The organism is uncultured Granulicatella sp., assembly GCF_938030755.1.
Classification (GTDB): Bacteria; Bacillota; Bacilli; order Lactobacillales; family Aerococcaceae; genus Granulicatella.
Window position 1 is genome coordinate 18,118 of record NZ_CALHIF010000009.1, and the last position, 25,952, is coordinate 44,069.

At 36.1% G+C, this 25,952-nt stretch carries 25 protein-coding genes; all 25 read left to right on the forward strand.

Annotation, left to right across the window (positions count from 1 at the left end):
• Positions 1-70: 70 nt before the first annotated feature.
• A complete protein-coding gene (locus tag Q0594_RS00640; protein WP_298729083.1) occupies positions 71-475 on the forward strand; it encodes a metal-dependent transcriptional regulator in 405 nt (134 codons plus the stop codon).
• Between the two features lie 129 nt (positions 476-604).
• Entirely contained in the window at positions 605-1,921 is a 1,317-nt protein-coding gene (locus tag Q0594_RS00645; RefSeq protein WP_298729084.1) for a DRTGG domain-containing protein, read from the forward strand.
• Between the two features lie 2 nt (positions 1,922-1,923).
• Complete coding sequence (locus Q0594_RS00650; RefSeq protein ID WP_298729085.1) at positions 1,924-2,886, forward strand: bifunctional oligoribonuclease/PAP phosphatase NrnA; 963 nt, start codon at positions 1,924-1,926, stop codon at positions 2,884-2,886.
• 84 nt (positions 2,887-2,970) lie between these two features.
• Complete coding sequence (locus Q0594_RS00655; RefSeq protein ID WP_298729086.1) at positions 2,971-3,933, forward strand: bifunctional oligoribonuclease/PAP phosphatase NrnA; 963 nt, start codon at positions 2,971-2,973, stop codon at positions 3,931-3,933.
• 185 nt (positions 3,934-4,118) lie between these two features.
• Positions 4,119-5,681 carry a ribonuclease Y gene (gene rny / locus Q0594_RS00660; protein ID WP_204703073.1) on the forward strand — a complete coding sequence of 521 codons (1,563 nt, stop codon included), beginning with the start codon at positions 4,119-4,121 and terminating at the stop codon, positions 5,679-5,681.
• A 249-nt stretch (positions 5,682-5,930) separates the two neighbouring features.
• A complete protein-coding gene (locus tag Q0594_RS00665; RefSeq protein WP_070436755.1) occupies positions 5,931-6,371 on the forward strand; it encodes an ACT domain-containing protein in 441 nt (146 codons plus the stop codon).
• Between the two features lie 5 nt (positions 6,372-6,376).
• Positions 6,377-7,102: an HAD family hydrolase gene (locus Q0594_RS00670; RefSeq protein ID WP_298729088.1), complete on the forward strand. Its 726-nt coding sequence runs from the start codon at positions 6,377-6,379 to the stop codon at positions 7,100-7,102.
• On the forward strand, positions 7,102-8,478 hold the full coding sequence (locus Q0594_RS00675; RefSeq protein WP_298729089.1) for an MATE family efflux transporter: 1,377 nt from the start codon (positions 7,102-7,104) through the stop codon (positions 8,476-8,478). Before Q0594_RS00670 ends, Q0594_RS00675 begins: the two co-directional genes overlap by 1 nt.
• Positions 8,456-9,463 carry a CPBP family intramembrane glutamic endopeptidase gene (locus Q0594_RS00680; RefSeq protein WP_298729090.1) on the forward strand — a complete coding sequence of 336 codons (1,008 nt, stop codon included), beginning with the start codon at positions 8,456-8,458 and terminating at the stop codon, positions 9,461-9,463. Before Q0594_RS00675 ends, Q0594_RS00680 begins: the two co-directional genes overlap by 23 nt.
• 11 nt (positions 9,464-9,474) lie before the next feature.
• Positions 9,475-9,708 carry a DUF1858 domain-containing protein gene (locus Q0594_RS00685; RefSeq protein ID WP_005605389.1) on the forward strand — a complete coding sequence of 78 codons (234 nt, stop codon included), beginning with the start codon at positions 9,475-9,477 and terminating at the stop codon, positions 9,706-9,708.
• A gap of 18 nt (positions 9,709-9,726) precedes the next feature.
• Positions 9,727-10,926, forward strand: coding sequence for a DUF438 domain-containing protein (locus tag Q0594_RS00690; RefSeq protein ID WP_298729106.1), 1,200 nt, complete (start codon positions 9,727-9,729; stop codon positions 10,924-10,926).
• 76 nt (positions 10,927-11,002) lie between these two features.
• Complete coding sequence (locus tag Q0594_RS00695) at positions 11,003-12,634, forward strand: Na/Pi cotransporter family protein (protein WP_298729091.1); 1,632 nt, start codon at positions 11,003-11,005, stop codon at positions 12,632-12,634.
• 108 nt (positions 12,635-12,742) lie between these two features.
• A complete protein-coding gene (locus Q0594_RS00700) occupies positions 12,743-13,003 on the forward strand; it encodes a hypothetical protein (protein WP_298729092.1) in 261 nt (86 codons plus the stop codon).
• Positions 13,004-13,049: 46 nt separating this feature from the next.
• Positions 13,050-13,232 (forward strand): helix-turn-helix transcriptional regulator, encoded by a 183-nt coding sequence (locus Q0594_RS00705; protein WP_298729093.1) that lies wholly within the window; start codon positions 13,050-13,052, stop codon positions 13,230-13,232.
• Positions 13,233-13,349: 117 nt separating this feature from the next.
• Positions 13,350-14,975 (forward strand): ATP-binding cassette domain-containing protein, encoded by a 1,626-nt coding sequence (locus tag Q0594_RS00710; RefSeq protein WP_298729094.1) that lies wholly within the window; start codon positions 13,350-13,352, stop codon positions 14,973-14,975.
• Between the two features lie 85 nt (positions 14,976-15,060).
• Complete coding sequence (locus tag Q0594_RS00715) at positions 15,061-15,546, forward strand: nucleoside 2-deoxyribosyltransferase (protein WP_298729095.1); 486 nt, start codon at positions 15,061-15,063, stop codon at positions 15,544-15,546.
• Positions 15,547-15,675: 129 nt separating this feature from the next.
• Complete coding sequence (locus Q0594_RS00720) at positions 15,676-16,743, forward strand: 3D domain-containing protein (protein ID WP_298729096.1); 1,068 nt, start codon at positions 15,676-15,678, stop codon at positions 16,741-16,743.
• Positions 16,744-16,855: 112 nt separating this feature from the next.
• Positions 16,856-17,665, forward strand: coding sequence for a Cof-type HAD-IIB family hydrolase (locus tag Q0594_RS00725; protein ID WP_298729097.1), 810 nt, complete (start codon positions 16,856-16,858; stop codon positions 17,663-17,665).
• A gap of 348 nt (positions 17,666-18,013) precedes the next feature.
• On the forward strand, positions 18,014-19,339 hold the full coding sequence (gene hisS, locus Q0594_RS00730; protein WP_298729098.1) for a histidine--tRNA ligase: 1,326 nt from the start codon (positions 18,014-18,016) through the stop codon (positions 19,337-19,339).
• Between the two features lie 14 nt (positions 19,340-19,353).
• A complete protein-coding gene (gene aspS / locus Q0594_RS00735; protein WP_298729099.1) occupies positions 19,354-21,111 on the forward strand; it encodes an aspartate--tRNA ligase in 1,758 nt (585 codons plus the stop codon).
• 34 nt (positions 21,112-21,145) lie between these two features.
• Positions 21,146-21,913 (forward strand): DeoR/GlpR family DNA-binding transcription regulator, encoded by a 768-nt coding sequence (locus Q0594_RS00740; protein ID WP_298729100.1) that lies wholly within the window; start codon positions 21,146-21,148, stop codon positions 21,911-21,913.
• Positions 21,914-21,936: 23 nt separating this feature from the next.
• Complete coding sequence (locus tag Q0594_RS00745) at positions 21,937-22,644, forward strand: tRNA (adenine(22)-N(1))-methyltransferase TrmK (protein WP_298729101.1); 708 nt, start codon at positions 21,937-21,939, stop codon at positions 22,642-22,644.
• The gene (locus Q0594_RS00750) at positions 22,631-23,776 is read left to right on the forward strand and encodes a Nif3-like dinuclear metal center hexameric protein (protein WP_298729102.1); all 1,146 of its coding nucleotides are present in this window, start codon (positions 22,631-22,633) and stop codon (positions 23,774-23,776) included. Before Q0594_RS00745 ends, Q0594_RS00750 begins: the two co-directional genes overlap by 14 nt.
• Positions 23,769-24,995 carry a peptidase T gene (pepT, locus tag Q0594_RS00755; RefSeq protein ID WP_298729103.1) on the forward strand — a complete coding sequence of 409 codons (1,227 nt, stop codon included), beginning with the start codon at positions 23,769-23,771 and terminating at the stop codon, positions 24,993-24,995. Before Q0594_RS00750 ends, pepT begins: the two co-directional genes overlap by 8 nt.
• Before the next feature lie 31 nt (positions 24,996-25,026).
• Positions 25,027-25,952, forward strand: a 926-nt coding sequence (locus Q0594_RS00760) for an NFACT family protein (RefSeq protein ID WP_298729104.1), incomplete at its 3' end; no start/stop codon positions are given.

The following is a 25,952-nucleotide window of genomic DNA, read 5'->3' on the forward strand; positions in this document are numbered from 1 at the left end:
GCTCTTTCTTAGCTCTGTTTTTCAGCCGCAAAATATGCTATACTGAAAGGGAAATGAAAGGAGATGGCTTATGACACCAAATAAGGAAGATTACATTAAAACAATCTATAAATTAGGTGGTAAAGATGAATTTGTAACGAATAAAGCCATCAATCAAATGTTGGACCTTTCAGCAGCTTCCACAACAGAAATGTTAAACAAGCTAGTACATGATGGTACGGTCGAATATATTCGTTATAAAGGTGCAAAATTAACTCAAAAAGGGATTAAAGTTGCAGAACGTTTGATTCGTTCACATAAAATTTGGGAAGTCTTTCTTGTAAATTCTCTTGGATTTAGTGGAGAGTCTGTCCATGATCAAGCAGAAATTCTTGAACATGCTTCAACTGTTGAAATGACAGAGCGATTAGCAGAGTTCTTAGGGAATCCAACGCATTGTCCTCATGGAGAAGAAATACCTCCATATTCAGAATGAAATTGGTATAAAACTGGTCAGTTTTGACCAGTTTTTTTATTTTGGTTCTAGTATTAAAGAAAAATATTTAGTACAATAATAGTACAGTTTAAGTTAGGTGTTTCATTTTTTTAATACAGAGGGGATATTATGACATCAAAGCATCAACAAATCATTCGTTATATTGAATCACTGCCGGTTGGGGAAAAAATTTCGGTACGTTCGATTGCAAAGAATATGGAAATGAGTGAAGGTACTGCTTATCGTGCCATTAAGGAAGCAGAAAATATCGGGATTGTTTCCACGATTGAACGAGTTGGAACGATTCGTATTGAACGTAAAACAAAGGATAATCTAGAAAAACTTTCTTTTGGAGAAATTATTAAAATTATTGAAGGGGAAGTTTTTGGCGGGAACGAAGGATTAGATAAAATTTTAAACCGCTTCGTTATAGGTGCGATGACACTAGACGCTATGACACGTTATATTCAACCAGAATCGCTCGTGATTATTGGGAACCGTGAAGATGCACAATTACTTGCTTTGAATCAAGGAGCCGCCGTTTTAATCACTGGGGGATTCCAAGCAACACCTCAATTAATTCAAAAAGCGGATGAACTTAAAATTCCATTGATGGGAACAACATATGATACATTTACGGTTGCCAGTCTCATCAACCGGGCAATGACCGATCAATTGATTAAGAAAAAAATCATGATTGTTGCAGATATTTATAATGATGTCGAAAATACGAATTACTTGAGAATGGATCAAACCGTTAAAGAATATCGCCAGCTAAGTGAGAAAACAGGAAATTCGCGTTTTCCAGTTGTGAATCACTCTAATCGTTTAGTAGGGGTAGTTTCTGCTAAAGATATATTAGGGAAATCAGATAGTTTAATTATTGAAAGAATTATGACTAAAAATCCTTCTGTATCTAAGTTACATGCGAGTGTGGCAAGTGTTGCGCATTCAATGATATGGAATGGATTAGAGATGCTACCAGTCGTTCAAGATAATATGGAACTGATTGGAATCATCTCAAGACGTGACGTTATGAAAGCTATGCAATTAACACAAAGACAACCTCAAGTAGGGAATACTTTTGAGGATGATGTGAGTGAAAATCTAGAAGTAATAGAAATTAACCCAACAAATGCGAGATTTAGTTTTACGGTCACTCCTCAAATGACCAATAATTTAGGGATGTTATCTTTTGGAGTTCTTTGCGAAGTGGTTTCGGTTGCTTCGAAAGAATTTATTCATCGTAGTCTACGTCGCAATACGGTTATTGAACAATTGGAAATGCATTATTTGAGGATGATTCCAATTGAAAGCAAAATTGCGATTCAAATTCAAACTTTAGATATTGGACGAAAAGTATCTAAAATTGATATTTCTGTGCTACTTGAAAACTCAGTTGTTGCGAAATCGATTATGTCAAATCAATTAATGGAAAGAAACTAGGAATGAATTACAAAGAATTATTAAAAAAAATCATCACGGAGATTGAAAAAGCCAATTCAATCGTGATCTTAAGGCATAGAAAACCAGACCCAGATGCTTTGGGTTCGCAAATAGGACTTAGTAAACTTATAAAAGGGGCTTATCCTGGTAAGTCTGTTTATGTTATTGGAGATATGCCCGAAAACTTGAAGTATATCGGTGATATGGATGAAATCACAAAAGAGGTATTCGACAATTCGCTCATTATCGTTGTGGACTGTTCCACACCTCGACTCATTAATTGTCCGTTTGAAGTGAATGTAGATGAGGCGATTAAGATTGATCACCATCCAAATGTGACTTCTTACGGAAAGATTTGCTATGTGGATACAACAGCCGCAAGTGCTAGTGAAATTATGGCAGAATTTGCCTTCGATGAAACGACTCCATTTCAAATGGATAGGGAGACTGCTAATGTTATCTATGCCGGAATTATCGGAGATACAGGACGATTTTTATATCCGTCAACTACTTCGAAAACTTTTGCGCTTGTATCAAAATTGATACAATACGAAGTAGATTTGGCTGGAATTGCCGATAAGATGATTACGAAACCGCTAAACGTGAATCGAATAACAGGGTATATTTATGAGCATTTAGAAGTATCTCCTGAAGGGATGGCGAGTGTTGTTTTAACTAAAGAAGTACTTCGTCGTTTTAAAGCTAATGATCAGTTAGCCTCTCTTGTAGTTTCAGTTCCTGGAACGGTTGAAGGGATTTTGGCTTGGAGTATGTATGTGGAACAAGAAGATGGTAGCTTTAGAGTCCATTTACGTTCAAAAGGTCCAACAGTTAATCACATTGCGCAAGAGTTCGGCGGCGGTGGACATACGCTTGCATGCGGTATTCCTTCTGTCACAAATACCCAAATTTCCGAAGTGGATACTGAGTTAAAAGCGACAGTAAGAAACTTTAAGAAAAATTGAAATAACACTCAAATAAGAGTATTATAAAGTGTTGTGTTTACAATAAAATTAGTCCAATGATCGGATGAAAGGAATTATAAAGTAATGAATTATACTGAGTATTTTAGAAAGATTGAAGCAGAAATTAAAAAAGCAGATTCTATTGTAATCTTACGCCATGAATCTCCAGACCCAGACGCAATTGGGTCACAAGTAGGGTTAAGAGAAATTATTCGCGCGACTTATCCAGAGAAAACAGTTTATTTACTTGGTGAAATGCCAAGCTCATTAAATTATATTGGAAAAATGGACGAGATCACACAAGAGCAATTTGACGCTTCACTCGTTATCGTATTGGACTGTGCGAATACTCCACGTATTGACTGCCCATTTGAAGTAGATTCATCGAAAGTGATTAAAATTGACCACCATCCAGATAGAGATGTGTATGGTGCTATTTCGTTTGTTGATACTGATTCAAGCAGTACAAGTGAAATGTTGTGTCGTTTTGCTTTTGATGCTGAAAGTACTTGGGTAATGTCAAAAGAAGCAGCTAATGCTCTTTATGCTGGTATTGTTGGAGATACAGGACGTTTCTTATATCCTTCGACGACAACCATTACATTTTCAATGGTTTCTAAATTATTAGAGTACGATGTCGATATTTCAGGAATTGCGTACCAAATGATTACAAATCCTGTTTCAGTTAGTCGTTTAGCAGGATATATTTATCAAAATATGGAAATTTCTAACAATGGGGTTGCAGCAACTGTATTGACTCAGGAACATTTAAAAACTTATGGTATTGAAGAAGACCAAACACACGGGGTAATCTCATTGCCAAGTACAGTAGAGGGCATTCATTGTTGGGGCCTTTTTGTAGAACAACCAGATGGAACTTATAGAGTAAATCTTCGTTCTAAAGGTCCGATTGTGAATACAATTGCTCAAAATCACGGAGGCGGAGGGCACCCGCTAGCTTCTGGAGCTGTAGTAAGTACATTAGATGAAGTACAACAAATTGTCTCTGAATTGAATGATTCTGCTAAACAATTTTTGAATAAATAACAATTTTTTAGTCTTTTAGTATTTTAATTACTAAAAGACTTTTTTGTTTTAAAATTCTTCTTAAATGAATTGACTTATAACGATTTCAAGAATACAATAATATTATGTGTTAAATCACATTTAACCATAAATTATATCAATGCAATTTATTTTGATTAAAATTAAATAGAGACGGAGGTGACTCAATGGACTCAGTAGTATTAGGTGGCCTCGCGATCTTAGCTTTAATAATTGGAATTGTTGCTGGATATGTTGGTTTCAAATCAAATTATGAGAAAAAGTTAATAGCAGCTCGCGAATCGGCTGATATGATTATCAAAGATGCTGAAAAAGATGCGGATCGATTAAAGAAGGAAGTTCTTTTAGAAGCAAAAGAGGAAAATCATAAGTATCGTGCTGAAGTTGAAAATGAGTTAAAAGAAAGACGAAATGAAGTACTTCTTCAAGAAAAGAGAATGATTCAACGTGAAAAGAATTTAGATCGTAAGGATGAAATTTTAGAGAAACGTGAACAATCCATTGAATCAAAGGAAACTAAAATCCAAGAGAAACTTGAAAGAGTGACAGAAAAAGAGCAAGAAGCAGAAGCTCTAGTTGCAAAACAACAAGAAGAATTGGAACGTATTTCTACAATTAGTAAAGAAGAAGCACAAGAAATAATTATGAAAGACATGACCGAACAGTTAAGTAAGGAACGTGCCATCATGATTAAAGAGTCTGAGCAACTTGCAAAAGATGAAGCAGATAAAAATGCTAAGAATATCATTCTTCAAGCGATTCAAAGATCTGCAGCAGATTTAGTTTCTGAAAATACAGTAACAGTTATGACTTTACCAAGTGATGAAATGAAAGGGCGAATTATTGGACGAGAAGGTCGTAATATTCGTACGCTTGAATCATTAACGGGGATTGATGTTATTATTGATGAAACTCCAGAAGCGGTAGTTTTAAGTGGTTTCGATCCAATTCGTCGAGAAATCGCTAAGATGACCTTAGAGAAATTAATTTCTGATGGTCGAATTCATCCCGCTCGTATTGAAGAAATGGTAGAAAAATCTCGTAAAGAGATGGATGAGCGTATTCGTTCGATTGGTGAACAAGCGACATTTGAAGTTGGAATTCACTCATTACATCCAGATTTGATTAAGATTTTAGGTCGTTTATACTTTAGAGCTAGTTACGGACAAAACGTATTGAACCATAGTATCGAAGTTGCTAAGTTAGCTGGTGTGATGGCCGGTGAACTAGGGGAAGATGTTAATCTTGCTAAACGAGCAGGTTTACTTCATGACTTAGGAAAAGCACTAGATCATGAAATTGAAGGTTCGCACGTTGAGATTGGTGCTGAAATTGCTCAAAAATATAAAGAAAACAAAGTAGTTGTAAATGCCATTGCTTCACACCATGGAGATGTTGAAGCGACTTCAACGATTGCCGTTCTTGTGGCCGCAGCCGATGCTTTATCAGCAGCTCGCCCAGGAGCAAGACGTGAATCAGTTGAGAATTATATTCGTCGTCTAGAAAGACTTGAGGCGATTGCAACAGAACATGAAGGTGTAGAAAGAAGCTTTGCAATTCAAGCGGGTCGTGAAGTACGTGTAATGGTACAACCAGACAAAATTAGTGATGAGAAGGCAATAATTTTAGCTCATGACATCAAAAATCAAATTGAAGAAGAACTCCAATATCCAGGACATATTAAAGTTACAGTTATTCGTGAGACAAGAGCAGTTGAGTTTGCTAAATAAGTAGTGTACTTTAATTTTAAAGTTTGGCTCTTTGTCAAATAGTATTGATGAAGAAAGTTAGGAAGGAATTAAGCAACTAATTGTTGCTTAATTCCTTTTTGTTATTAAAATAATCCTGTTTCTAAAATGGTAATAATTTCGGTTCTATAATTTTTTCTGACTGCTTTTTTGTTTTTCCAGGAATCAATTGATATCTGTCCTTGATATAAGGTAAAATATATACAAATGATTATGAAAGAAGGACAGCAAATGAGTAGACAAAAACATTTTTTAGTATCAGAAGATGCTGTACCACCGGTTTTTTCTAAAGTCTTGCAAGCAAAGGAATTACTTGCCACTGGACAGGCAAAAGATGTAACTGAAGTGGTGAAAATGGTGGGAATCTCCAGAAGTGTGTACTACAAGTATTATCGTAAAGTACAAGGGTTCTCTTCTGTGAATGCAGGAAGAAAAGCCTCTATAAATATTCATATGAAGAATATTAGAGGGACATTAACGAAAACACTAGATGTATTTGCAAGCCGAAATATGAATATTTTAACGATATTCCAAGGTTTAGCCATCCATAGTGTTGCGGTTGTTCAAATTATGATTGATATTTCTGAAGCAACTGTTAGTGTAGAAGAAGTATTGAAAGAAATCAGCTCATTAGAAAATATTATTTCCGTTGAGCTTCAAAGTATTGAATAATGACAATGAAATTTTTAGATTTTTTAAAATATCATCAGATTAAGGTTCTTATTTTTGATAAGGATGGGACGCTTACAGATACTTCTCCATTATGGTTGGAGCCTACTTTACAAGTCATTGAAGCTTTATTAGAGAGAAACGGAATGCGTTTAAATGAAGAGAAAAAGCGAAATTTATATGATAAGCTGGGAATTACCAGTTCTGAAATAATTGAAAATGGTGTCATTTCATCCGGAAGCGTTCGAGACATGTTAGAAGTGATTGCTCAATTTGGAGAGTTTGATATTGAGGAGAATTACCGGTTTACTGTTCAATTTTTTTATCACTATATTACTTCCAATCCGGATAAAATTATTGCTCTGGGGAATATTAAAAAGACTCTTCAACAGTTAAAAGATTTAGGTTTTACATTAGCTTTAGTAACAAATGATTCAAATCTACCAACTAAAGCGGTATTAGAAGTATTGAAAGTAGAATCTTTATTTGATTTCATCGGAACGACTGATGAGTTTTCTTCTAAACCAGCAATCAACGCATTAGAGGAAATTTCGAATCAATTCCACGTATTATTTCATGAAATGATTTATATTGGAGATTCTTCGATTGATGAAGAGTTTGCGAGTCATACTGCTGGTTTTGTAGCTGTTGTGAATAACGAAGATAATGAGAATCGTTTTAAAACCGCATTATTTAAAGTAAATTCCATTGAGGAGTTAATAAAGGAGAAATGATGGAACTTACTACACATAAAAATTATAAAATAAAACATTTACTAAAAATATTGATTCCTGTGTTAATCTATCAGTTAGCGAATTATTCCGCTCAATTTATCGATGCAGTAATGACGGGACGTTATAATGAAGTTCATTTAGCTGGGGTTTCGATTGGAGGAAGCCTTTACTCACCGTTCTTTACGATGTTGACAGGGATAGTCTCAGGGTTAGTTCCAATCATTGGGCAATATTTAGGTCAAAAGAAAAAAGAGAAAATTATAGAAGTCATGCGTCAATATTTACTTATTGGAGTATTTCTTGCTTTTCTATTATTTCTTTTGGGCTGGGTATTTTTGAAGCCCACACTAGGGATTATGAATTTAGAGATTTCGGTGGAAACTATTGCATTTGAATACTTATCCTGGTTATCTCTTGGTTTAATACCTTTACTACTATTTAGCGTAATGCGATCATTTGTTGATGCTTTGGGGTTAACAAAACTTTCAATGCTATTGATGGTTTTAGTGGTCCCATTGAATGTATTTTTTAATTATTCTTTGATTTATGGTCAATTTGGTTTTCCAGAAATGGGAGGGCCAGGAGCGGGGCTTGGGACGGCTTTGGCGTATTGGGGGCTATTATTCATTGCTTATTTTGTTTTTAAATGGCACTCAGAATTAAAAAAATATCCCATTTTTAAGTTGGAAGGTATACGAGTCTCTTTATGGAAAGAACCTTTTAAAATCGGATTTCCCATTGGATTGTCGATTTTTGCGGAAGTTGCAATATTTTGTCTTGTTGGGCTATTAATGGCTGGGTTTGGGACTACGGTTATTGCAGCTCACCAAGCTGCAATGAACTTTGCTACTTTGATTTATGCTTTTCCTATTAGTATTTCTACCGCTTTAACGATTATTGTATCCTTTGAAGTTGGTCAGAAGAATATCTTATCAGCGATTCAATATAGTAAGATTGGGATTTTGACATCTCTTATCATCGCAGTTGTGACACTTTTATGTCTAGCGATCAATTTGAATACCATTGCAAGTTTTTATGGAAGTGAAGAGGAGTTTATTAAATTAACCATTCAATTTTTAGCCTATAGTTTACTTTTTCAACTATTTGATGCTATCGCTGCTCCTATACAAGGAATCCTAAGGGGATTTAAGGATGTCCAAATGCCATTTATCTTGTGTTTAATTGGATATTGGATTATTGGACTACCCATTGGTTTCCTTTTACATTATGGTTTTAATTTCGGTCCATTTTCATATTGGATAGGATTAATTTTGGGCTTAATGTCCAATTGCTCGTTTTTAGTCTTTCGTCTAAAAAGAGCTGTTATTAAAAATAAAATTAATAGAGGTGGAAATGATGTATCAAACACAAAATGATGATTTTAATCTTGGAGAAACTTCTCCTTCAAAAGAGAATGTAAAATTTGAATATAAGAAAGATATTTTATCTATTGCAAGAAGACTTTTAATCTATTTTGTAATCTTTTTCTTTTTTAGTCTTTTAGGAAGATCCGTATTAAGACAAATGCAATTAGATTCAAAATATTATTATTTACTCATGGATTCTAGTTTTGTTTATACCATTACGGCTGTATTTTTATACATTGGCGCGTTTATCGGTCTAATTGCTTGGGTCGTTAAAACTAAATTCCCATTTAAACGTATTTTTGAACATGTTGCTCCTAAGAAAATGACTGTTGGAACTTTCTTCTTAATGTCTGGTTCCATTTTTGGGATTCGTTTCGTTTCTAAGTTCATTTTAATGGGGATTGATAAATTATTAACACAAATGGGGATTCCTGTTTCGCTTTTAGGAGATGCTTCTCCAGAAATTACGAGTAGTATCGTATTTGTACTTTATATAGGCCTTGTTGCTCCATTCGTTGAAGAAGTTATTTTTAGAGGATTTATTGGATACCGTATGGAACGCTACGGGAAAATATTTGCGATTGGTTTCTCTGCAATGATTTTCTCTTTATTTCACGCAAATTTATCACAAGAAATCTTTACGTTTTTCTTGGGAATTCTGTTAGCCTATATTGCTTTTGAGTATGGATTCCAATGGGCTGTAGCGTTTCATATGATTAATAACTTTATTTTTGCAATTATTGTGGATATTTACATTTCTTCATCTATTGTGATAGACGAATATCCACTTCACTCAATTTTAGAATTTCTAGGATTCATTTTATTAATTTATATTTTATTTACGAAACTTCCAGAGATTAAAGCTTATATTAGTGAAAATCATGCCTTTAAAGGAATTGGGTTCATCACGTTTACTAAATGGCAAATCGTTTTATATATTCTAGTGATATTGTATTATTCAGTTGGAATTTACTTTATCCCACGTGGTTTCTAGGAGGGCTTACAATGAATACAATCTATCTAGAAGATACAGTATTTACTACTTTAAAAGAACACCCAGAAGTAAAGGATTTGTTAGTGGAGATTGGGTTTACCCCCTTAAATCAACCACAAATGGTACAAACAGTGGGAAGAATAACGAGTTTAAAAAAGGGATCAAAAATCGCCAAAATTCCACTCACTACCATTGTAGAAACTCTTGAAGCGAATGGGTATATCGTTAAAGAAAGCAGGGATTAGATGGCTAAAGAAGATTACATTATGGAAGAACGTCAAGAAATTCTGAAAAATCTAATGCTAAGACTTCACGCGGGTGAAGATAAAGAAGTTATTCAAGAAGAGTTTAATGAAGTGTTTGACGAGATTTCTCCCTATGAGATTCAATTGATGGAAAGAAACTTAATGAGTGAAGGTATAACTTTTGCTGAAATCATGAGTTTATGTAATGTTCACGCAAATTTGATGGGTTCTAAAGTGAATACTCAGACAACACTAGCTGACTTTGAACAACCAGGACATCCAGTTCATGTGATGAAAATGGAAAATTTGGCCATTAGAGGGGCTTTAGATAGAGTAGAGCGTCTCTTAGTCAACTTTCTTGAAACGAAAGATTCTACCATCGAAAAAGGATTAAGAAGACAAATTTCATTGCTGGATCAGTTTGAAAATCATTATCAACGGAAAGAGTATGCGATGTTTCCTATAATGGAAAAAAAGGGAATTACAGCACCTCCAAAAGTGATGTGGGGAGTTCACGACCAAATAAGAGATTTGTATAGTGAATTTAAGAAATCTTTGAACAATGGTAAAGATTCCACTTTGGAAGACTTCCAACTTGCTCGTGACGAGATGTTAGAGATGATTCAAAAAGAAGAAAATATTTTAATCCCAATGGTGGAACAAGTATTTCATGTAGATGATTGGGAGGCAATAGCGTCTCAATCACCTGATTATGGCTACTGTATCGTTAAACCTGAAAAAGAATGGGCTGTTAAGAAATCATTTTCTCCAGTAAAAGAAGAAACACAAGTTGAATCAGAAGGAGATATTCCTTTATCTACCGGTTCGCTTTCGTTAAAAGAATTGAATTTAATTTTAAATTTATTACCGATGGAATTATCTTTTGTAGACGCTCAAAATATTGTTAAGTACTACAATGAAGGAAATGGTGAAGAAAAAATCTTCAAGAGGACCCCAAGTGCAATTGGCAGAGATGTCATTTTATGCCATCCACCTCGTGTCCATGAAACGGTCCAAAAGATTTTTGAACAATTAAAATCGAAACAGAAAGAAAAAGAAGAAATGTGGTTTAAAACAGAAGACAAAATGGTTCATGTGACTTATCATGCTGTTTGGGATGAAGAAGGCATGTATATGGGTTGTCTCGAATATGTTCAAGATATAAAACCGCTTGTTAACCACTTTGAAGAAGCAGATAAAAAGCGAACACTTTCGTAATTAAAATTGATGTGTTACAATCTTTCTGAAAATGAATTTATACCTAAACGTTATACTTTAAAGGAGTTACAATTTTATGTACACGCAGATGATTCTAGGCGCAATTGCAGGGCTCAGTTTATTCTTATACGGGATGCAATTGATGGGCGATGGATTGCAAAAAGTTGCAGGTGAAGGATTAAAGGGAATCATTCGTAGATTAACAAAGAATCGTTTGATGTCCGTTTTAGTAGGGATGTTTGTAACTACTATTATTCAGAGCTCTTCAGCGACGACAGTAATGGTTGTTGGTTTCGTAAATGCTGGTCTTATGACATTGGCTCAAGCGGTTGGAGTTGTCTTTGGAGCAAATATTGGGACGACTATTACAGGACAAATGGTTTCTTTTAACTTGTCACAATGGGCACCGATTGTCATAGCTGCTGGTTTAGTAGCTAATATGCTCACGAAAAATCCAAAAGTAAAAGAAGCGAGTGAAATATTTATTGGCTTCGGGATTCTATTTATCGGGATGAGTACATTAAGTAACTCACTAGAACCTTTAAAAGAATTACCTGAATTTACGAACTGGATTCTGCAATATGGTAGTAATCCTTTTATTGGAGTAGGAATCGGTCTGTTAATGACACTAGTATTGCAAAGTTCATCGGCAACCATTGGGGTATTAATTGCTCTTGCCAGTCAGGGTGTTCTTCCGATTACAACCGCTGTGTTTATCATTTTCGGTGATAATATCGGAACATGTACAACAGCATTAATTAGTAGTTTAGGAACTTCTCGCCGTGGGAAACAAGTAGCGTTATTCCATTTAATGATTAATATTATTGGTACCATTTACTTTATGCTTTTCCTTCGTGGGATTCTTGTGAATGTCGTTGAGAGCATAGACCCAGGTAACGTGGCTCGACAAATTGCCAATGCGCATACGATGTTCAATATCGTTAACGTGATTGTCTTATTCCCATTCACAAATCTTTTAGTAAAATTAATCCAAGTGATTATTCCAGACAGCGAAGATGAAGAAGAGAGCATTACGCGTTATCTAGATAAACGTATTTTGGTTACTCCTTCAATCGCCTTAGAAAATACCATGTATGAATTCGCGGCAATGGCCCAAGAAACGATTCAAGCTCTTGATAACGCAGTAGGCGCAGCCCGTAATAGAGATAAAAAGCTTGTAAAAAAAGCGCTTGAGAACGAGAAGAATATTAACGCTTATGAAAAAGCTATTGTGAAGTATTTAGTGGAAATCTCTCAACAAAAGGTTTCTGCTAAAGACCAGCAAACTATCGATGAATTATTTAGTACTGCAAATGATATTGAACGTATCGGAGATCATGCAGAAAATATTGCGGATTTTGCAAAATCTATTATCGAACGAGAAATCTTCCTTGATGAAGATACAGTTAAAGAATTAGACGGAATCTATGAACTTATTAAAAGAGGTTTTGCATTATCCATTGATGCATTATCTACTGGAGATCAAGTGAAAGTCCAACAAGCAATACAAATTGAACGTGACGTTGATAAGTTAAAAATTGAAGTACGTGACAAGTATATGAAACGTATGAATAAAGGAATTGCTTCAGCGGAATCTGGAATCTTCGTTATGGATCTACTCAGTAACTTAGAACGAGTGAGTGACCATTTCAGAAACATTGCTGAAACTGTGGAACGTTTAAAACGCCCGGTTATTGTAACTGAATAATAATGTTAATCCGTAGGCAATATTGTCTACGGATTTTTCTATAAAAAGTTAAATATACCGTATACGGTATATTCCTTATACGGTATAATAAGTTTAGGAGGGATGTTTATGGGAGAAACATTTGAGATTAGAGAATCAGGATATGAGGATATTAAAGAACTTCCTTATGATGAATTGGTAAAAACATTAGCGATACTAACCATCGTTGGAGAAGAAGGTCTTACTCCAGCCGTCTGGGAAAAATGGGGAGCAGGAAAGGGTAAACGGGAGTATTTACTCTTTGAAGTTTCAAGAAGCTATAAGGAAGGTGTACTAAATGGGCCAATACCAGAAAAATTTATACACTATGTTAAGTACTACGTATCCTAATTTTGTATCTGATTTTAATAAAGAGTATTCAAAGCAAAAGATCGCTTTGCAACTTGTTGAATTACGCTTAGAAACGGGTCTTTCTCAAAGCCGCTATGCCAAAGAGAATCAGTTCTTACAAAATAAAATTTCTGAATTCGAAAAGGGGAAAAGCAATCTAAGATTATCAACTATTATCGAGATGGCCGCGAAGAATGGGTATAGGGTTGAATTAAAATTTACAAAATAAGGAAGAGAGGTAGCCTACAGAAGGCTACCTCATATTTCTTTCTTAGTTAGTACAAAGGTTTAAAAAAAAGTGAGAGTATGATAGAATGAATAGAATTCATAAACAAAGGAGAATGAAATGTTAAAAGTACAAAATGTAAGTCTATTATTTTCAGACCGTAAATTATTTGACGATGTAAACATCACTTTTACACCAGGGAACTGTTATGGAGTTATTGGTGCTAACGGTGCCGGAAAATCAACATTCTTAAAAATCTTATCTGGGGAATTACAACCAACGACTGGTGAAGTGATTCTAGATCCACATGAACGTTTAACAGTCTTAAAACAAGACCACTTCGCATTTGAAGATGAACGCGTTATTGATACTGTGATTATGGGGCATAAACATTTATATGACATCATGAAGGAGAAAGACGCTATCTATATGAAAGAAGATTTCTCTGATGAAGATGGTATCCGTGCTGCTGAACTTGAAGGTGAATTTGCTGAATTAAACGGTTGGGAAGCTGAAAGTGATGCTTCTCAATTACTACAAGGCTTAGGAATCACTGAAGACCAACACTACAAATTAATGAGTGAATTAGTCGAAGCAGACAAGGTTAAAGTGTTACTTGCACAAGCGTTATTTGGGAAACCAGATGTTCTTTTATTAGACGAACCAACAAACGGTTTGGATGCTAAATCAATTGCATGGTTAGAAGAGTTCTTAATCAACTTTGATAATACAGTTATCGTTGTTTCCCATGACCGTCACTTCTTAAACAAAGTATGTACGCATATGGCGGACGTTGACTTTGGTAAGATTAAATTATTCGTTGGTAACTATGATTTCTGGTTACATTCAAGTCAATTAGCTGCGAAATTATTAGCTGATCAAAACGCGAAGAAAGAAGAAAAAATCAAAGAGCTACAAGAGTTCATCGCTCGTTTCTCTGCGAATGCTTCTAAATCAAAACAAGCGACTTCTCGTAAGAAAATGTTGGACAAAATTACATTAGATGATATTCAACCTTCAAGCCGTAAATATCCATTCGTTGGATTCTCACCAGCACGTGAAATCGGTAATGACTTATTATTAGTTGAAGGTTTATCAAAAACAATTGATGGCGAAGTGATTTTTGAGAACGTAAGCTTCCAATTATCAAAAGACGATAAAGTAGTCTTCTTAAGCCGTTCAGATATTGCAATAACAACATTATTCAAAATTTTAACAGGCGAAATGGAAGCAGATAGTGGTACCTTCAAATGGGGGGTTACAACAAGTCAAGCTTACTTACCAAAAGATATGACAGATGAATTCTCAAATGAGAAATTAAACATTTTAGAATGGTTACGACAATACGCACCAGTAGAAGAACAAGATAATACCTTCTTACGTAGCTTCTTAGGTCGTATGTTATTCTCTGGAGACGATGTTATGAAACAAGTAACGGTTCTTTCAGGGGGAGAAAAAGTTCGTTGTATGTTATCTAAATTAATGCTTTCTAAAGCGAATGTGTTAATCTTAGATGATCCAACAAACCACCTAGACTTAGAATCAATCACTGCATTAAATGATGGCTTAATTGCCTTTAAAGGTTCATTACTATTCTCAAGTCATGACCACGAGTTTATTCAAACAACAGCAAACCGTATTATCGAAATTGGACCAAAAGGTATTGTGGACCGTCTTGGTTCTACTTATGATGAGTTCCTTGAAGATGAGGCTGTTCAAGCACGTGTAGATGCTTTATATAATTAATAAACGATTAGACCAGAAGCGTTAATGTCTTCTGGTCTTTTTTCGGTATTTAGTGTAGGATAAGATTATTAGAGGAGGTATTCAAATGACAAAAATTTATTTTGCAAGTCCATTATTCTCAGAGATGGAATTAGCCTTTAATAAAGTGCTCGTAGAAAAGATTCGCAATCAGTTCCCAGGAGTAGAGGTGTATTTACCACAAGAACAAATGGCGATTAACGATAAGAGTTCTTATGCGGACTCAACAATGATTGCACAATACGACACAGATGCTTTATTAGATTCAGACTTAATGATTGCAGTTTTAGATGGAGCGGTCATTGATGTCGGTGTTGCCAGTGAAATTGGAGTAGCGTACCATGCAGACATGCCAATTCTTGGTTTATATACAGACAGCCGTCAACAAGGTGCAGACAATCCTCAAAAAATTGCTGCCTTACAAGAGGTTGCCGAATCACAATTTAGCTATGTTAATTTATATACAGTTGGCCTTGTAAAACTTCGTGGGGAAATTGTTTCTAGTAGCGATGAATTATTAGAAGCTTTAAATGCCTATCTGAAGGAATCATAAAACTGTAAACTTTTGTTACAACTTTGTAATATAACTGATACGTTCTCCATATGTTCCTCTTGTAAAATAAAGAGTATGTTGGAGAAAGTGTGGTGAATATCGCTTTTGAAAAAGATAAAGAAACTATTTTTGACAACAACAGCATTCTTATTAGTTGCAGGTCCTTTAGCCCCTTCTGTTTTTGCAGAAGAAACGGATGTGCAAAAATTAGAAGCTCAATTATCGTCAGAACTACAAAAAGTGAATACAAAGTATCAAGAAATTGAAATTTTAAACCAACAGATTGAATCGCTTCATAAAGAGCAAGAAACTCTTGCGGAAAAGGTGAAAACTCAAGAAGCGAAAGTGGAAGAACGAAAAGTGGTTGCTAGTAAAAGATTGCAACTAATGCAAATTTCAGATTTGGCAACATACAGTATTCTTCACTTATTGAATTCAGAAAGTATTTCCGATTTTCTAAATCGTTTATTTGTATTTCAACAGTTTTTCCAATCTGATGAAGAAGTATTGAAGAACTTGGCAGATCAAGTGAATGAGTTGAATCGTTTAAAAACTGAAGCTTCTCAAGCACAGAGTGATTTAGAAATCAAGAAAGAAAAACTAACTTCTGAAAGTCAATCATACCAAAGTTCAATTGAAGGACTTAAGCAGTTGATTGCTGATAATAAAGCTACATTTGAAAAGATGGAAAAGGAAAGGAAAGAAGCTAAAGTAGCTTTTTCACCTACAATTGCTGCTTTAACGAGTGATTCTAAACAGACGAATCAGGTGGTGCCATCTACTTCAAGTCAAGATACGACAGTTGCTAAACCAGTAGCCGCTGATTCTTCAACGGCGACGACTCAAGCAACTCCTACTACGACAGAGACGCCTACGACTACCTCAAACAGTTCAAATTCCTCACAGTCTAGTGGAAGAACCCTGCAAGTAGTCGCGACTGGTTATTCATATAATGAACCAGGTTTAGGATACTATACTGCAACAGGAATTGATTTGCGGTCAAATCCAAACGTTATTGCGGTGGATCCAAGTGTCATTCCTTTAGGAAGTTTAATTGAAATTCCAGGTTACGGTGTTGCTATTGCTGGCGATACAGGAAGCGCGATAAAAGGAAACAAAATCGACCTCCATTTCGTATCTGTCGATCAAGCAAATCACTGGGGAAGAAGAACCGTTACAATCAAAATTTTAAAATAACAGATTTTAAGCTCTCATATTTTATGGGGGCTTTTTATTGTGGTTAAATTGAGTTAAAATAATTAAGTTAGGATAACTTGAACAATAAAAAGTGATTAGAGAGGAATAAATAATGATTAAACTAATTGCCATTGACATGGATGGTACCTTATTAAACAGTAAAAAAGAGTTATTAGAAGAAACAAAACAGTATTTCAAGGAATTCCATACTAAGGGAACTGAAACTTTGTTAGTTCTATGTACTGGAAGGCCTGAAACTGGAATTCGACCGTATTTAAAAGACTTAGGCTATTTAGAAGAGAACCATTATATTATTAGCCAAAATGGGGCCAATATTTATGAGAGCCAGACAGGTAAAAGAATAATGGATGCCTTTGTTGACTCACAAGAAATTCAAAAATGGATCGAATTAGGAAAGAAACACGGAGTTGGTGTCATGGGCGCTGGTGTTGATTCTTACTACTCATTTGACGAAGAGCCAACAGAGTGGATGGAGTTTGACGTAAAAATAGTAAACGGTTCTTTAAAACGAATTTCAAAAGAAGAGTCGTTATCTACTGACTTTTATAAGCTTCTTTTACTTGGAGATGAAGAACAACTTAATGAGTTTGAAACCGTTATTCCCGAAGAGTGGAGAGACGAATTTTATGTAGTTCGTAGTCAAAAGTATTTAATAGAAGTTCTTACAAAAGGTGTGAACAAAGCATTTGGATTAGAAAAATTAGCATCAGTGTTAAATATCAATCCAAGTGAAATAGCCGCTATTGGAGACGAGGCAAATGACATCGAAATGTTAGAATACGCAGGCCTTGCCATTGCGATGGGAAATGCCAGTGAGGAAGTAAAAGCTATTTCGGATATCGTCACAGATACGAATGAAAACAATGGAGTGATTAAGGCGATTGATAAATTAATTCAATAAAACGTAAAAAGCAAAATGTAACATTTTGCTTTTTACGTTTTAAGTAGTTTATGAGATTAAAAAATAATTAGATTTTCTTGACAAAAGCGCATTCCTCTAGTATTCTTTATACCAACAATATAAATCCTTAGACAGAGACAAAGACGTATACTAAAGAGATAGAAGCCGTGGCTGAAAGCTTCTAACCGTACAAGGAAAGACACTCTTGAGGAGAATAATGCAAAGTTATTCCGGTAATTCCGTTATCATTAAGAGGGAAAGAGCTCTTTCCGAACTAAGGTGGTACCACGAAAATTTCGTCCTGACTTCTATTGAAGTTGGGATTTTTTATTTTTATCGAAAGAAAGGATGAGTTATATGATTCAAAAACCAAAAGGAACAGCCGATTTACTACCTGAAGAACTTAAAATTTGGCACTATATCGAAGAAACAGCACGCATCATTTTAGGCGATTATCAATTTGAAGAAATGCGTACACCAATGTTTGAAAGCTACGATTTATTTAGCCGTGGTGTTGGGGATACGAGTGACATCGTTTCAAAAGAAATGTATGATTTCTATGATAAAGGAGATCGTCACATTACACTTCGTCCAGAGGGAACTGCAGCGATTGTTCGTGCCTATGTAGAGAACAAATTATTTGGGCCAGAACATAAGAAACCGTATAAAGTGTATTATATGGCTCCAATGTTCCGTTATGAACGTCCTCAAGCAGGTCGTCTTCGTCAATTCCACCAATTAGGAGTTGAGGTTTTTGGGTCTACAAATCCTGCTACAGATGTTGAAACAATCGCGATGGCTTGGGATTTATTAAAAGAACTAGGGTTATCGAATATGCGCTTAGTGATTAATTCATTAGGGAAAACTACAGACCGTATTCAATATCGTGAAGCGTTAATTCGTTATTTAGAACCATTTGCAGACGAATTAAGTGAAGACTCAAAAAATCGTCTCCACAAAAATCCGTTACGTGTCTTAGATAGTAAAGACAAACGTGATATCGAAATCGTGAAAAATGCGCCACGTATCTTAGAATTTTTATCAGATGAAGCACGCACGCACTTTGAAAAAGTACAACAATACTTAAATGCTCTAGAGATTCCATATGAAATTGATGAAACAATGGTTCGTGGACTTGATTACTATCAAGATACGATTTTTGAAATTATGACGGATTCAAAATCATTCGGAGCAAAGACTACGATTTGTGGTGGTGGACGTTACGATGGTCTTGTTCAAGAACTCGATGGACCTGAAACACCAGGATTTGGTTTCGGTATTGGATTGGAACGGCTTGTCTTATTAATGAAAGATGAACAAGTTGAAGTTCCTGAATTACAAGAATTAGATGTTTATGTGGTAGGTCTTGGTGAAACAACAGAAGAGGAAGTATTAAAACTTTCTATTTCACTCCGTCAACAAGGATATTCAGTTGACCGTGATTTCTTTGGGCGTAAAGCAAAACCACAGTTCAAGAACGCTCAAAAATATGGCGCTAAAGTGGTCATCACACTTGGTGAAGAAGAGTTAGAAACAAAACAGGTACCAGTGAAAGTAATGAAAACTGGAAAAGAAGTGAAAATTAACTTACAAGAACTCTATGATGATTTCGATAGCATTTATCGACAAATCACAATGGATACAACAGCTATTGACGAGTACTTCGGTAAATAGAAAGAGGGATGGATATGAAAAGAAGAACAGAATATTGTGGATTCATTAGTGAAAAATTAGTAGGACAAACAATAACGTTAGATGGTTGGGTAGCAAAACGTCGTGACCATGGCGGAGTTATCTTTATCGACTTACGTGACCGTGAAGGCATTATGCAAGTAGTCTTCAACCCCGCACGTAACCAAGAAGCATTTGAAATTGCTGAAAAATTACGTTCTGAATACGTGATTCAAGTTACAGGTGAAGTAGCGTTTCGAGGCGAAGGCTTAGAAAACCCAAATCTTAAAACGGGTAAATTTGAATTGTTAGTAGACGAAGTTGAAGTATTCTCTAAGGCGAAAACTTCTCCAATCTATATCGATGACGAACAAAAACCATCAGAAGAATTACGTTTGAAATATCGTTATTTAGATATTCGTCGTCGCCCTGTATTAGAAAACTTACGATTACGTCATAAAGCTACACGTTCAATTCGTGAGTATTTAGATGGTGAAGGATATATCGATGTAGAAACTCCAATTTTAGCAAAATCGACACCAGAAGGAGCGCGTGACTACTTAGTTCCATCCCGTGTTCACGAAGGAAGCTTCTATGCATTACCTCAATCACCACAAACATTTAAACAATTGTTAATGGGTGCCGGGTTAGACCGTTACTACCAAATCGTTCGTTGTTTCCGTGACGAAGACTTACGTGGAGACCGTCAGCCAGAATTTACACAAGTGGATATCGAAACAAGTTTCCTATCAGCAGAAGAAATTCAAGAAATGATGGAAGGCTTATTAAAGAAAGTAATGAAAGACACATTAAATGTGGATGTTCAAACGCCATTTCCACGTATTTCATTTGCAGAAGCGATGGCTCGTTATGGGAACGATAAACCAGACACTCGTTTTGATTTAGAGTTAATCGACGTGAGTGATATTATGAAAGATTCAGATCTTAAAGTGTTCAGTTCATGTGTTGAAAACGGTGGAGAAGTGAAAGTTCTTAACTTAAAAGGCCTTGCTTCAGAGTATTCTCGCAAAGATGCAGATAGCTTAGCGGACTTTGTTGCGAAATTTGGTGCTAAAGGGTTAGCTTGGATTAAAGTGGAAGAAGATGGCTTAAAAGGACCAATCGCGAAATTCCTCGTAAACCAAGAACCTGCATTCCGCGAGCGCATTAAAGCTGAAGTAGGAGATATCGTATTCTTCTGCGCGGACAAACCATCAGTAGTAGCACAATCATTATCTGAATTACGTTTACACTTTGGTAAGAAACATAACTTAATCGATACAAACAAATTTAACTTCTTATGGGTTGTTGATTGGCCATTATTAGAACATGATGCTGAAGAAGACCGTTATGTTGCAATGCACCATCCATTCACTCGTCCAGTGAACGAAGATTTCCAAGCATTAATCGATGATCCTGCATCGGCGAAAGCACAAGCCTACGATATCGTATTAAACGGTTATGAATTAGGTGGAGGATCACTGCGTATTTACCGTCGTGACATGCAAGAAGCGATGTTCAAGGTGTTAGGATTTACAAAAGAATCTGCGGAAAGTCAATTTGGATTCTTATTAGACGCATTAGACTATGGATTCCCACCACACGGAGGCATTGCACTAGGATTAGACCGTTTAGTAATGCTACTTGCAGGTGAAGACAACATTCGTGAAGTTATCGCGTTTCCAAAGAACAGCTCAGCTGTTGACCCAATGACACAAGCTCCTAGTGAAGTATCTACAAAACAATTAGATGAGCTTTCATTAAAAATTAAATAGGACTTGATTGGATTTCTAAAAGGAGGAAGAAACTTTGAAGAGTAGTAAAGGGGTTGTGTTTAAACGACAACAACGCATCCTTCAGCTTTTACAAGAAAACCAGGAGATGACTGTTGAAGACTTATCAAAAGAGTTAGAAGTTTCTGAAATCACTATTCGAAGAGATTTACAACAATTTGAAGATCAAGGAGTTATCGAGCGCTTCTACGGAGGCGCCCGCTTCCTTGCTGGAAAAATTAAACAAGAAAATGTGGAACAGATTCAATATAATTCCATGAAAAAAAACATTGCAAGAAGAGCCGCGGGATTAGTACGAGATCATAATATGGTCTTTATTAACTCAGGCTCTACTGCCTTTTTACTATTAAATTTTCTAGCGGATGCAAATGTAACGATTTTAACGAATAATGGTCGTTCCATCTTCAAAAAACCATCCACGAAAGCATCCGTTGTGATTAGTGGTGGTGAAATTTTCGAACAAAAGAAATCTCTTGTGGGGGATTTTGCAATTAACTCATTCTCAAAAGCTAGAGCTGATATTTGTTTCTTAGGGGTCGGTGGAATTAGTAAAAATGGAATTTCAACCTATGCACTTCCAGAGACTGCGGTGAACCGTGTCATTTTAGAACGGACAACAGGACACCGCATTATCGTTACGGAAGGATTTAAAGTGGGGCGTGATTCGAACTTCCATACTGCTGACTGTAATATGATTACTCATTTAATTACAGACCATTCAGCAGATCCTGAAACCATAGCATATTTAAAGAGTATTGGTGTGAAAGTGTTATTTATTTCGTAGTGAAAAGAATGTAGAGGTATAAAATGATTGAATTAGGAGAACGATTAACTCGTGTCGCTAGTTTTGTTCCGAATGGTTCTAAGGTATGCGATGTTGGTAGTGACCATGCGTATTTACCAGTATATTTAATCCAAAATAAAAAGATTACTTCAGCCATTGCTGGAGAAGTGGTCGAAGGTCCGTTCTTATCAGCAAAGCAAACAGTTCGTGATTATCGAATGGAAGACCACATCGAAGTTCGCTTTGGGGACGGACTTAAAATTTTGTCCAAAGAAGACGAAGTTACGGCCGTTACGATTTGTGGAATGGGCGGAGAACTCATTTCTAGGATTCTTGAAGCTGGATACAGTGGTAGTCATCTAAACGGACGTGAAAGACTCATTCTTCAACCAAACGTCGCTGAACATTTTGTGCGTGAATGGTTAATGAATCATTCGTACCGTATTACTCATGAGACCGTTGTTGAAGATAATCATCGTTTGTATGAAATTATCGTTGCAGAACCATCAAATGAACAAGTAGAGTACACAGAATTAGAATTAAAATACGGTCCGATTTTACTAAAAGAACCATCCGAATTATCGGTTGCAAAATGGAAACGTACGAACCGTAAAAACAAAGAGATTTTAGAACAATTACAAAAGAGCAAGACACCTCAACATGAAAAAATTGAGCAGTTTGAAAAAGCATTTAATGAATTGCAAGGAGTGATTGATCGTGCCAACAGTTAGAGATGTGGTAAGTCGTTTTGAAAAACGAGTACCAAAGAGTCTTTCGGTCCCAAAAGACCCAATTGGACTTCATTTTGGAGATTGGAATCAAGAAGTGAAAGTAATCATGACAACTTTGGATATTCGTCCAAGTGTGATTGAAGAAGCGATTGCTAAAAACGTTGATTTAATTATCGCGCATCATCCACCAATCTTTAGACCGGTTGCGTTATTTGACTTAACCGTTCCGCAAAACAAGATGTTTCAACAAATTTTAAAACATGATATCGCAGTATACGCCGCGCATACAAACCTTGACGTAGTGGAAGGTGGAGTGAATGATTGGTTGGCACAGGAGTTGTCATTATCTGATGTAACAGTAATGTCGCCAACGACAACAATCCCATCTGTCAAAGTTGTTACTTATGTTCCAAAAGATAGTACAGAGAAAGTTTTAGAAGCGCTGTTTGAAGCTGGTGCTGGGACAATTGGTGACAACTATAAAGACTGTGCGTTTCAAACTTCAGGAGTTGGACAATTTACACCCGTTAAAGGCGCAAATCCTGCAATTGGTTCGTTAAATAAACCAGAATTAGTAGAAGAAGTGAAACTAGAGGTTGTTTGTTCTGAAGAAGTATTAAGTGATGTTTTAAAAAACTTAAGAGTTTCACATCCTTATGAAGAACCAGCAATCGACGTCTTCTCATTGAAGAATGCAGGAAAGACCTTAGGATTTGGACGAGTTGGTAATCTTCCTAAAGAAATGACTGGGGAAGAATTTATCGCTTTTGTTACTGAGCGTTTCAAACTCAAGGGGCTCCGCTACGTTCCTTCTCGTGTAAATCCAGATGGACTCATCTCTAGAGTCGCTGTGATGGGCGGTTCGGGCGGAAACTATTACATGGATGCACTAAAAAACGGTGCAGATGCCTTTGTAACCGGTGATATTTTCTACCATACAGCGCATGATATACAAGAGACTCCATTATTCTTAGTCGATGCGGGGCATCATATCGAAGTTGTATGTCGAAAACAATTAGCCAAATGGCTACATGAATGGAAAGAAGAAAATAATTGGGATGTGACAGTGATTGAAAGTGAAACTTTCACAGATCCATTTGAATTTTATAAAGCAGGTGAAGAAAATGCATAAAGAATTAACAGAACGTTTTATCCGTTACGCAAAGAAAGAAACAAGATCTGACGAAACAAGTCAAACAGTCCCAACAACGCCTTCGCAAACAGCGTTTTTAAAGGACTTAGAACAAGAATTAAATGAATTAGGATTCCAAGAGGTGTATTTGAATCCTAAAAACAGCTTCCTAACAGCAACAATCCCATCAAACGTTGACCATGAAGTGCCAACTATTGGCTTCATTGCTCACGTGGATACAGCTGATTTTGAGGCTAGAAATATTCAACCTCAAATTCACGAAAACTATAATGGCGAAGCCATCGTCTTAGACGAAGAAGGAAAATTCGTATTAGATCCTAAAGACTTCCCGAACTTAAAGAACTATGTTGGACAAACATTAATTACAACAAATGGTAAAACATTACTAGGTGCTGACGATAAATCCGGTGTGACAGAAATCGTTACAGCAGGTGCGTATTTATTACAACACCCAGAAATCAAACATGGAAAAATTCGTGTAGCATTTGGTCCAGACGAAGAAATCGGACGTGGTGCTGATTTATTCGACGTAGACCATTTTGCATGTGATTTTGCTTATACAATGGATGGTGGACCTGTTGGTGAATTAGAATACGAAAGCTTCAATGCTTGTCGTGCCACAGTTCGTATCCAAGGAAAGAACGTTCACCCAGGTACAGCGAAAGATACAATGGTGAGCGCGCTAGAATTAGCTCGTAAATTCCAAAATGCTCTTCCAGAGTTCGAAGTTCCTGAACATACTACAGGACGCGAAGGCTTCTACCACTTAGTAGCAGCTGAAGGGGTAGTGGAGGAAGCTAAATTAGTATACATTTTACGTGACCATAGTCGTGAGTTATTCAATGCGAAGAAAGACATGATGTTACGTATTGCTTCTCGAATGAATAAAGAATTAGATACAGATCGTATTACGGTTGATTTACACGATGAATACTACAATATGGCTGAAATCATCGAGAAAGATTTCCGTTGTGTGGATGTGGCAAAACAAGCATTAGAAAACTTAGACATCGTTCCAATCATTAAACCAATCCGTGGTGGTACAGATGGTTCTAAGATTTCATTCATGGGATTACCAACTCCAAACATTTTTGCAGGTGGCGAAAACATGCATGGTCGCTATGAATATGTTGCTGTGGAATCAATGGAAAAAGCAACACAAGTGATTCTTGAAATCGCTCGTTTAGCAGCATTATAATTTTAGACAATTAAAAGAAAGGAGTGAGTTCATGACATTTGATGGTATTTTCACCAAATGGATGATGGACGAAGTAGCGCCTCTATTAGTAGGAGGGCGTATTACAAAGATTCATCAACCATTACCATACGATGTACAATTCACCATTCGTGCCAATCGTAAGAACTACTTACTTGTTTGTTCGGCACATCCAATGATGGCTCGTGTACAATTTATTTCTGAGAAGCCAGAGAATCCAGAAGTTGCTCCTAACTTTTGTATGATTCTGCGTAAGTACTTAGAAGGATCTATTATTCAATCGTTCACTCAAGTAGAAAATGACCGTATTTTAAATATGGATGTTTCTACACGTGATGAACTTGGGGATAAGGCTGGATATCGATTCACCATTGAGATGATGGGCCGTCATAGTAATTTATTCTTAGTGAATCAGGAGGATAACTCGATTATCGATTGTGTGAAACGTGTTTCTCTTGGGCAAAATAGTTACCGTACTTTACAACCAGGTGCTGCCTATGTAATGCCTCCTCAAACGGCAAAGAAAAATCCTTTTGATTATACGCTATTTGAATTAGACAGTTTACTTCATCCATTTATTGGAGAACCTGGAGAAAGAACGTTGATGAATATCTTTCAAGGGATTAGTAAACAGTCAGCTCATGAAATTGTGGAACGTAGTGAAAGAGAGGGCCAAAGCTTAGCCGAGGCCTTGCATCATTATCTCGAAGAAGGGAATACTGATATAAAACCGACACTTACGAAATCAGCGGACGGGAAGACTTACTTCTTACCGTTTCCGTATATGAGTAAGATGGGTGAATCACAAAACTTTGAAACTCTTTCTGAATTATTAAGTGCATACTATGTTCAGAAGATTCAAGAAGAGAAGATTCAGCAATTGGCAGGGCACCTGTTGCAAATGTTGAAATCTGAACTTCGGAAGAACCGTGAAAAAAT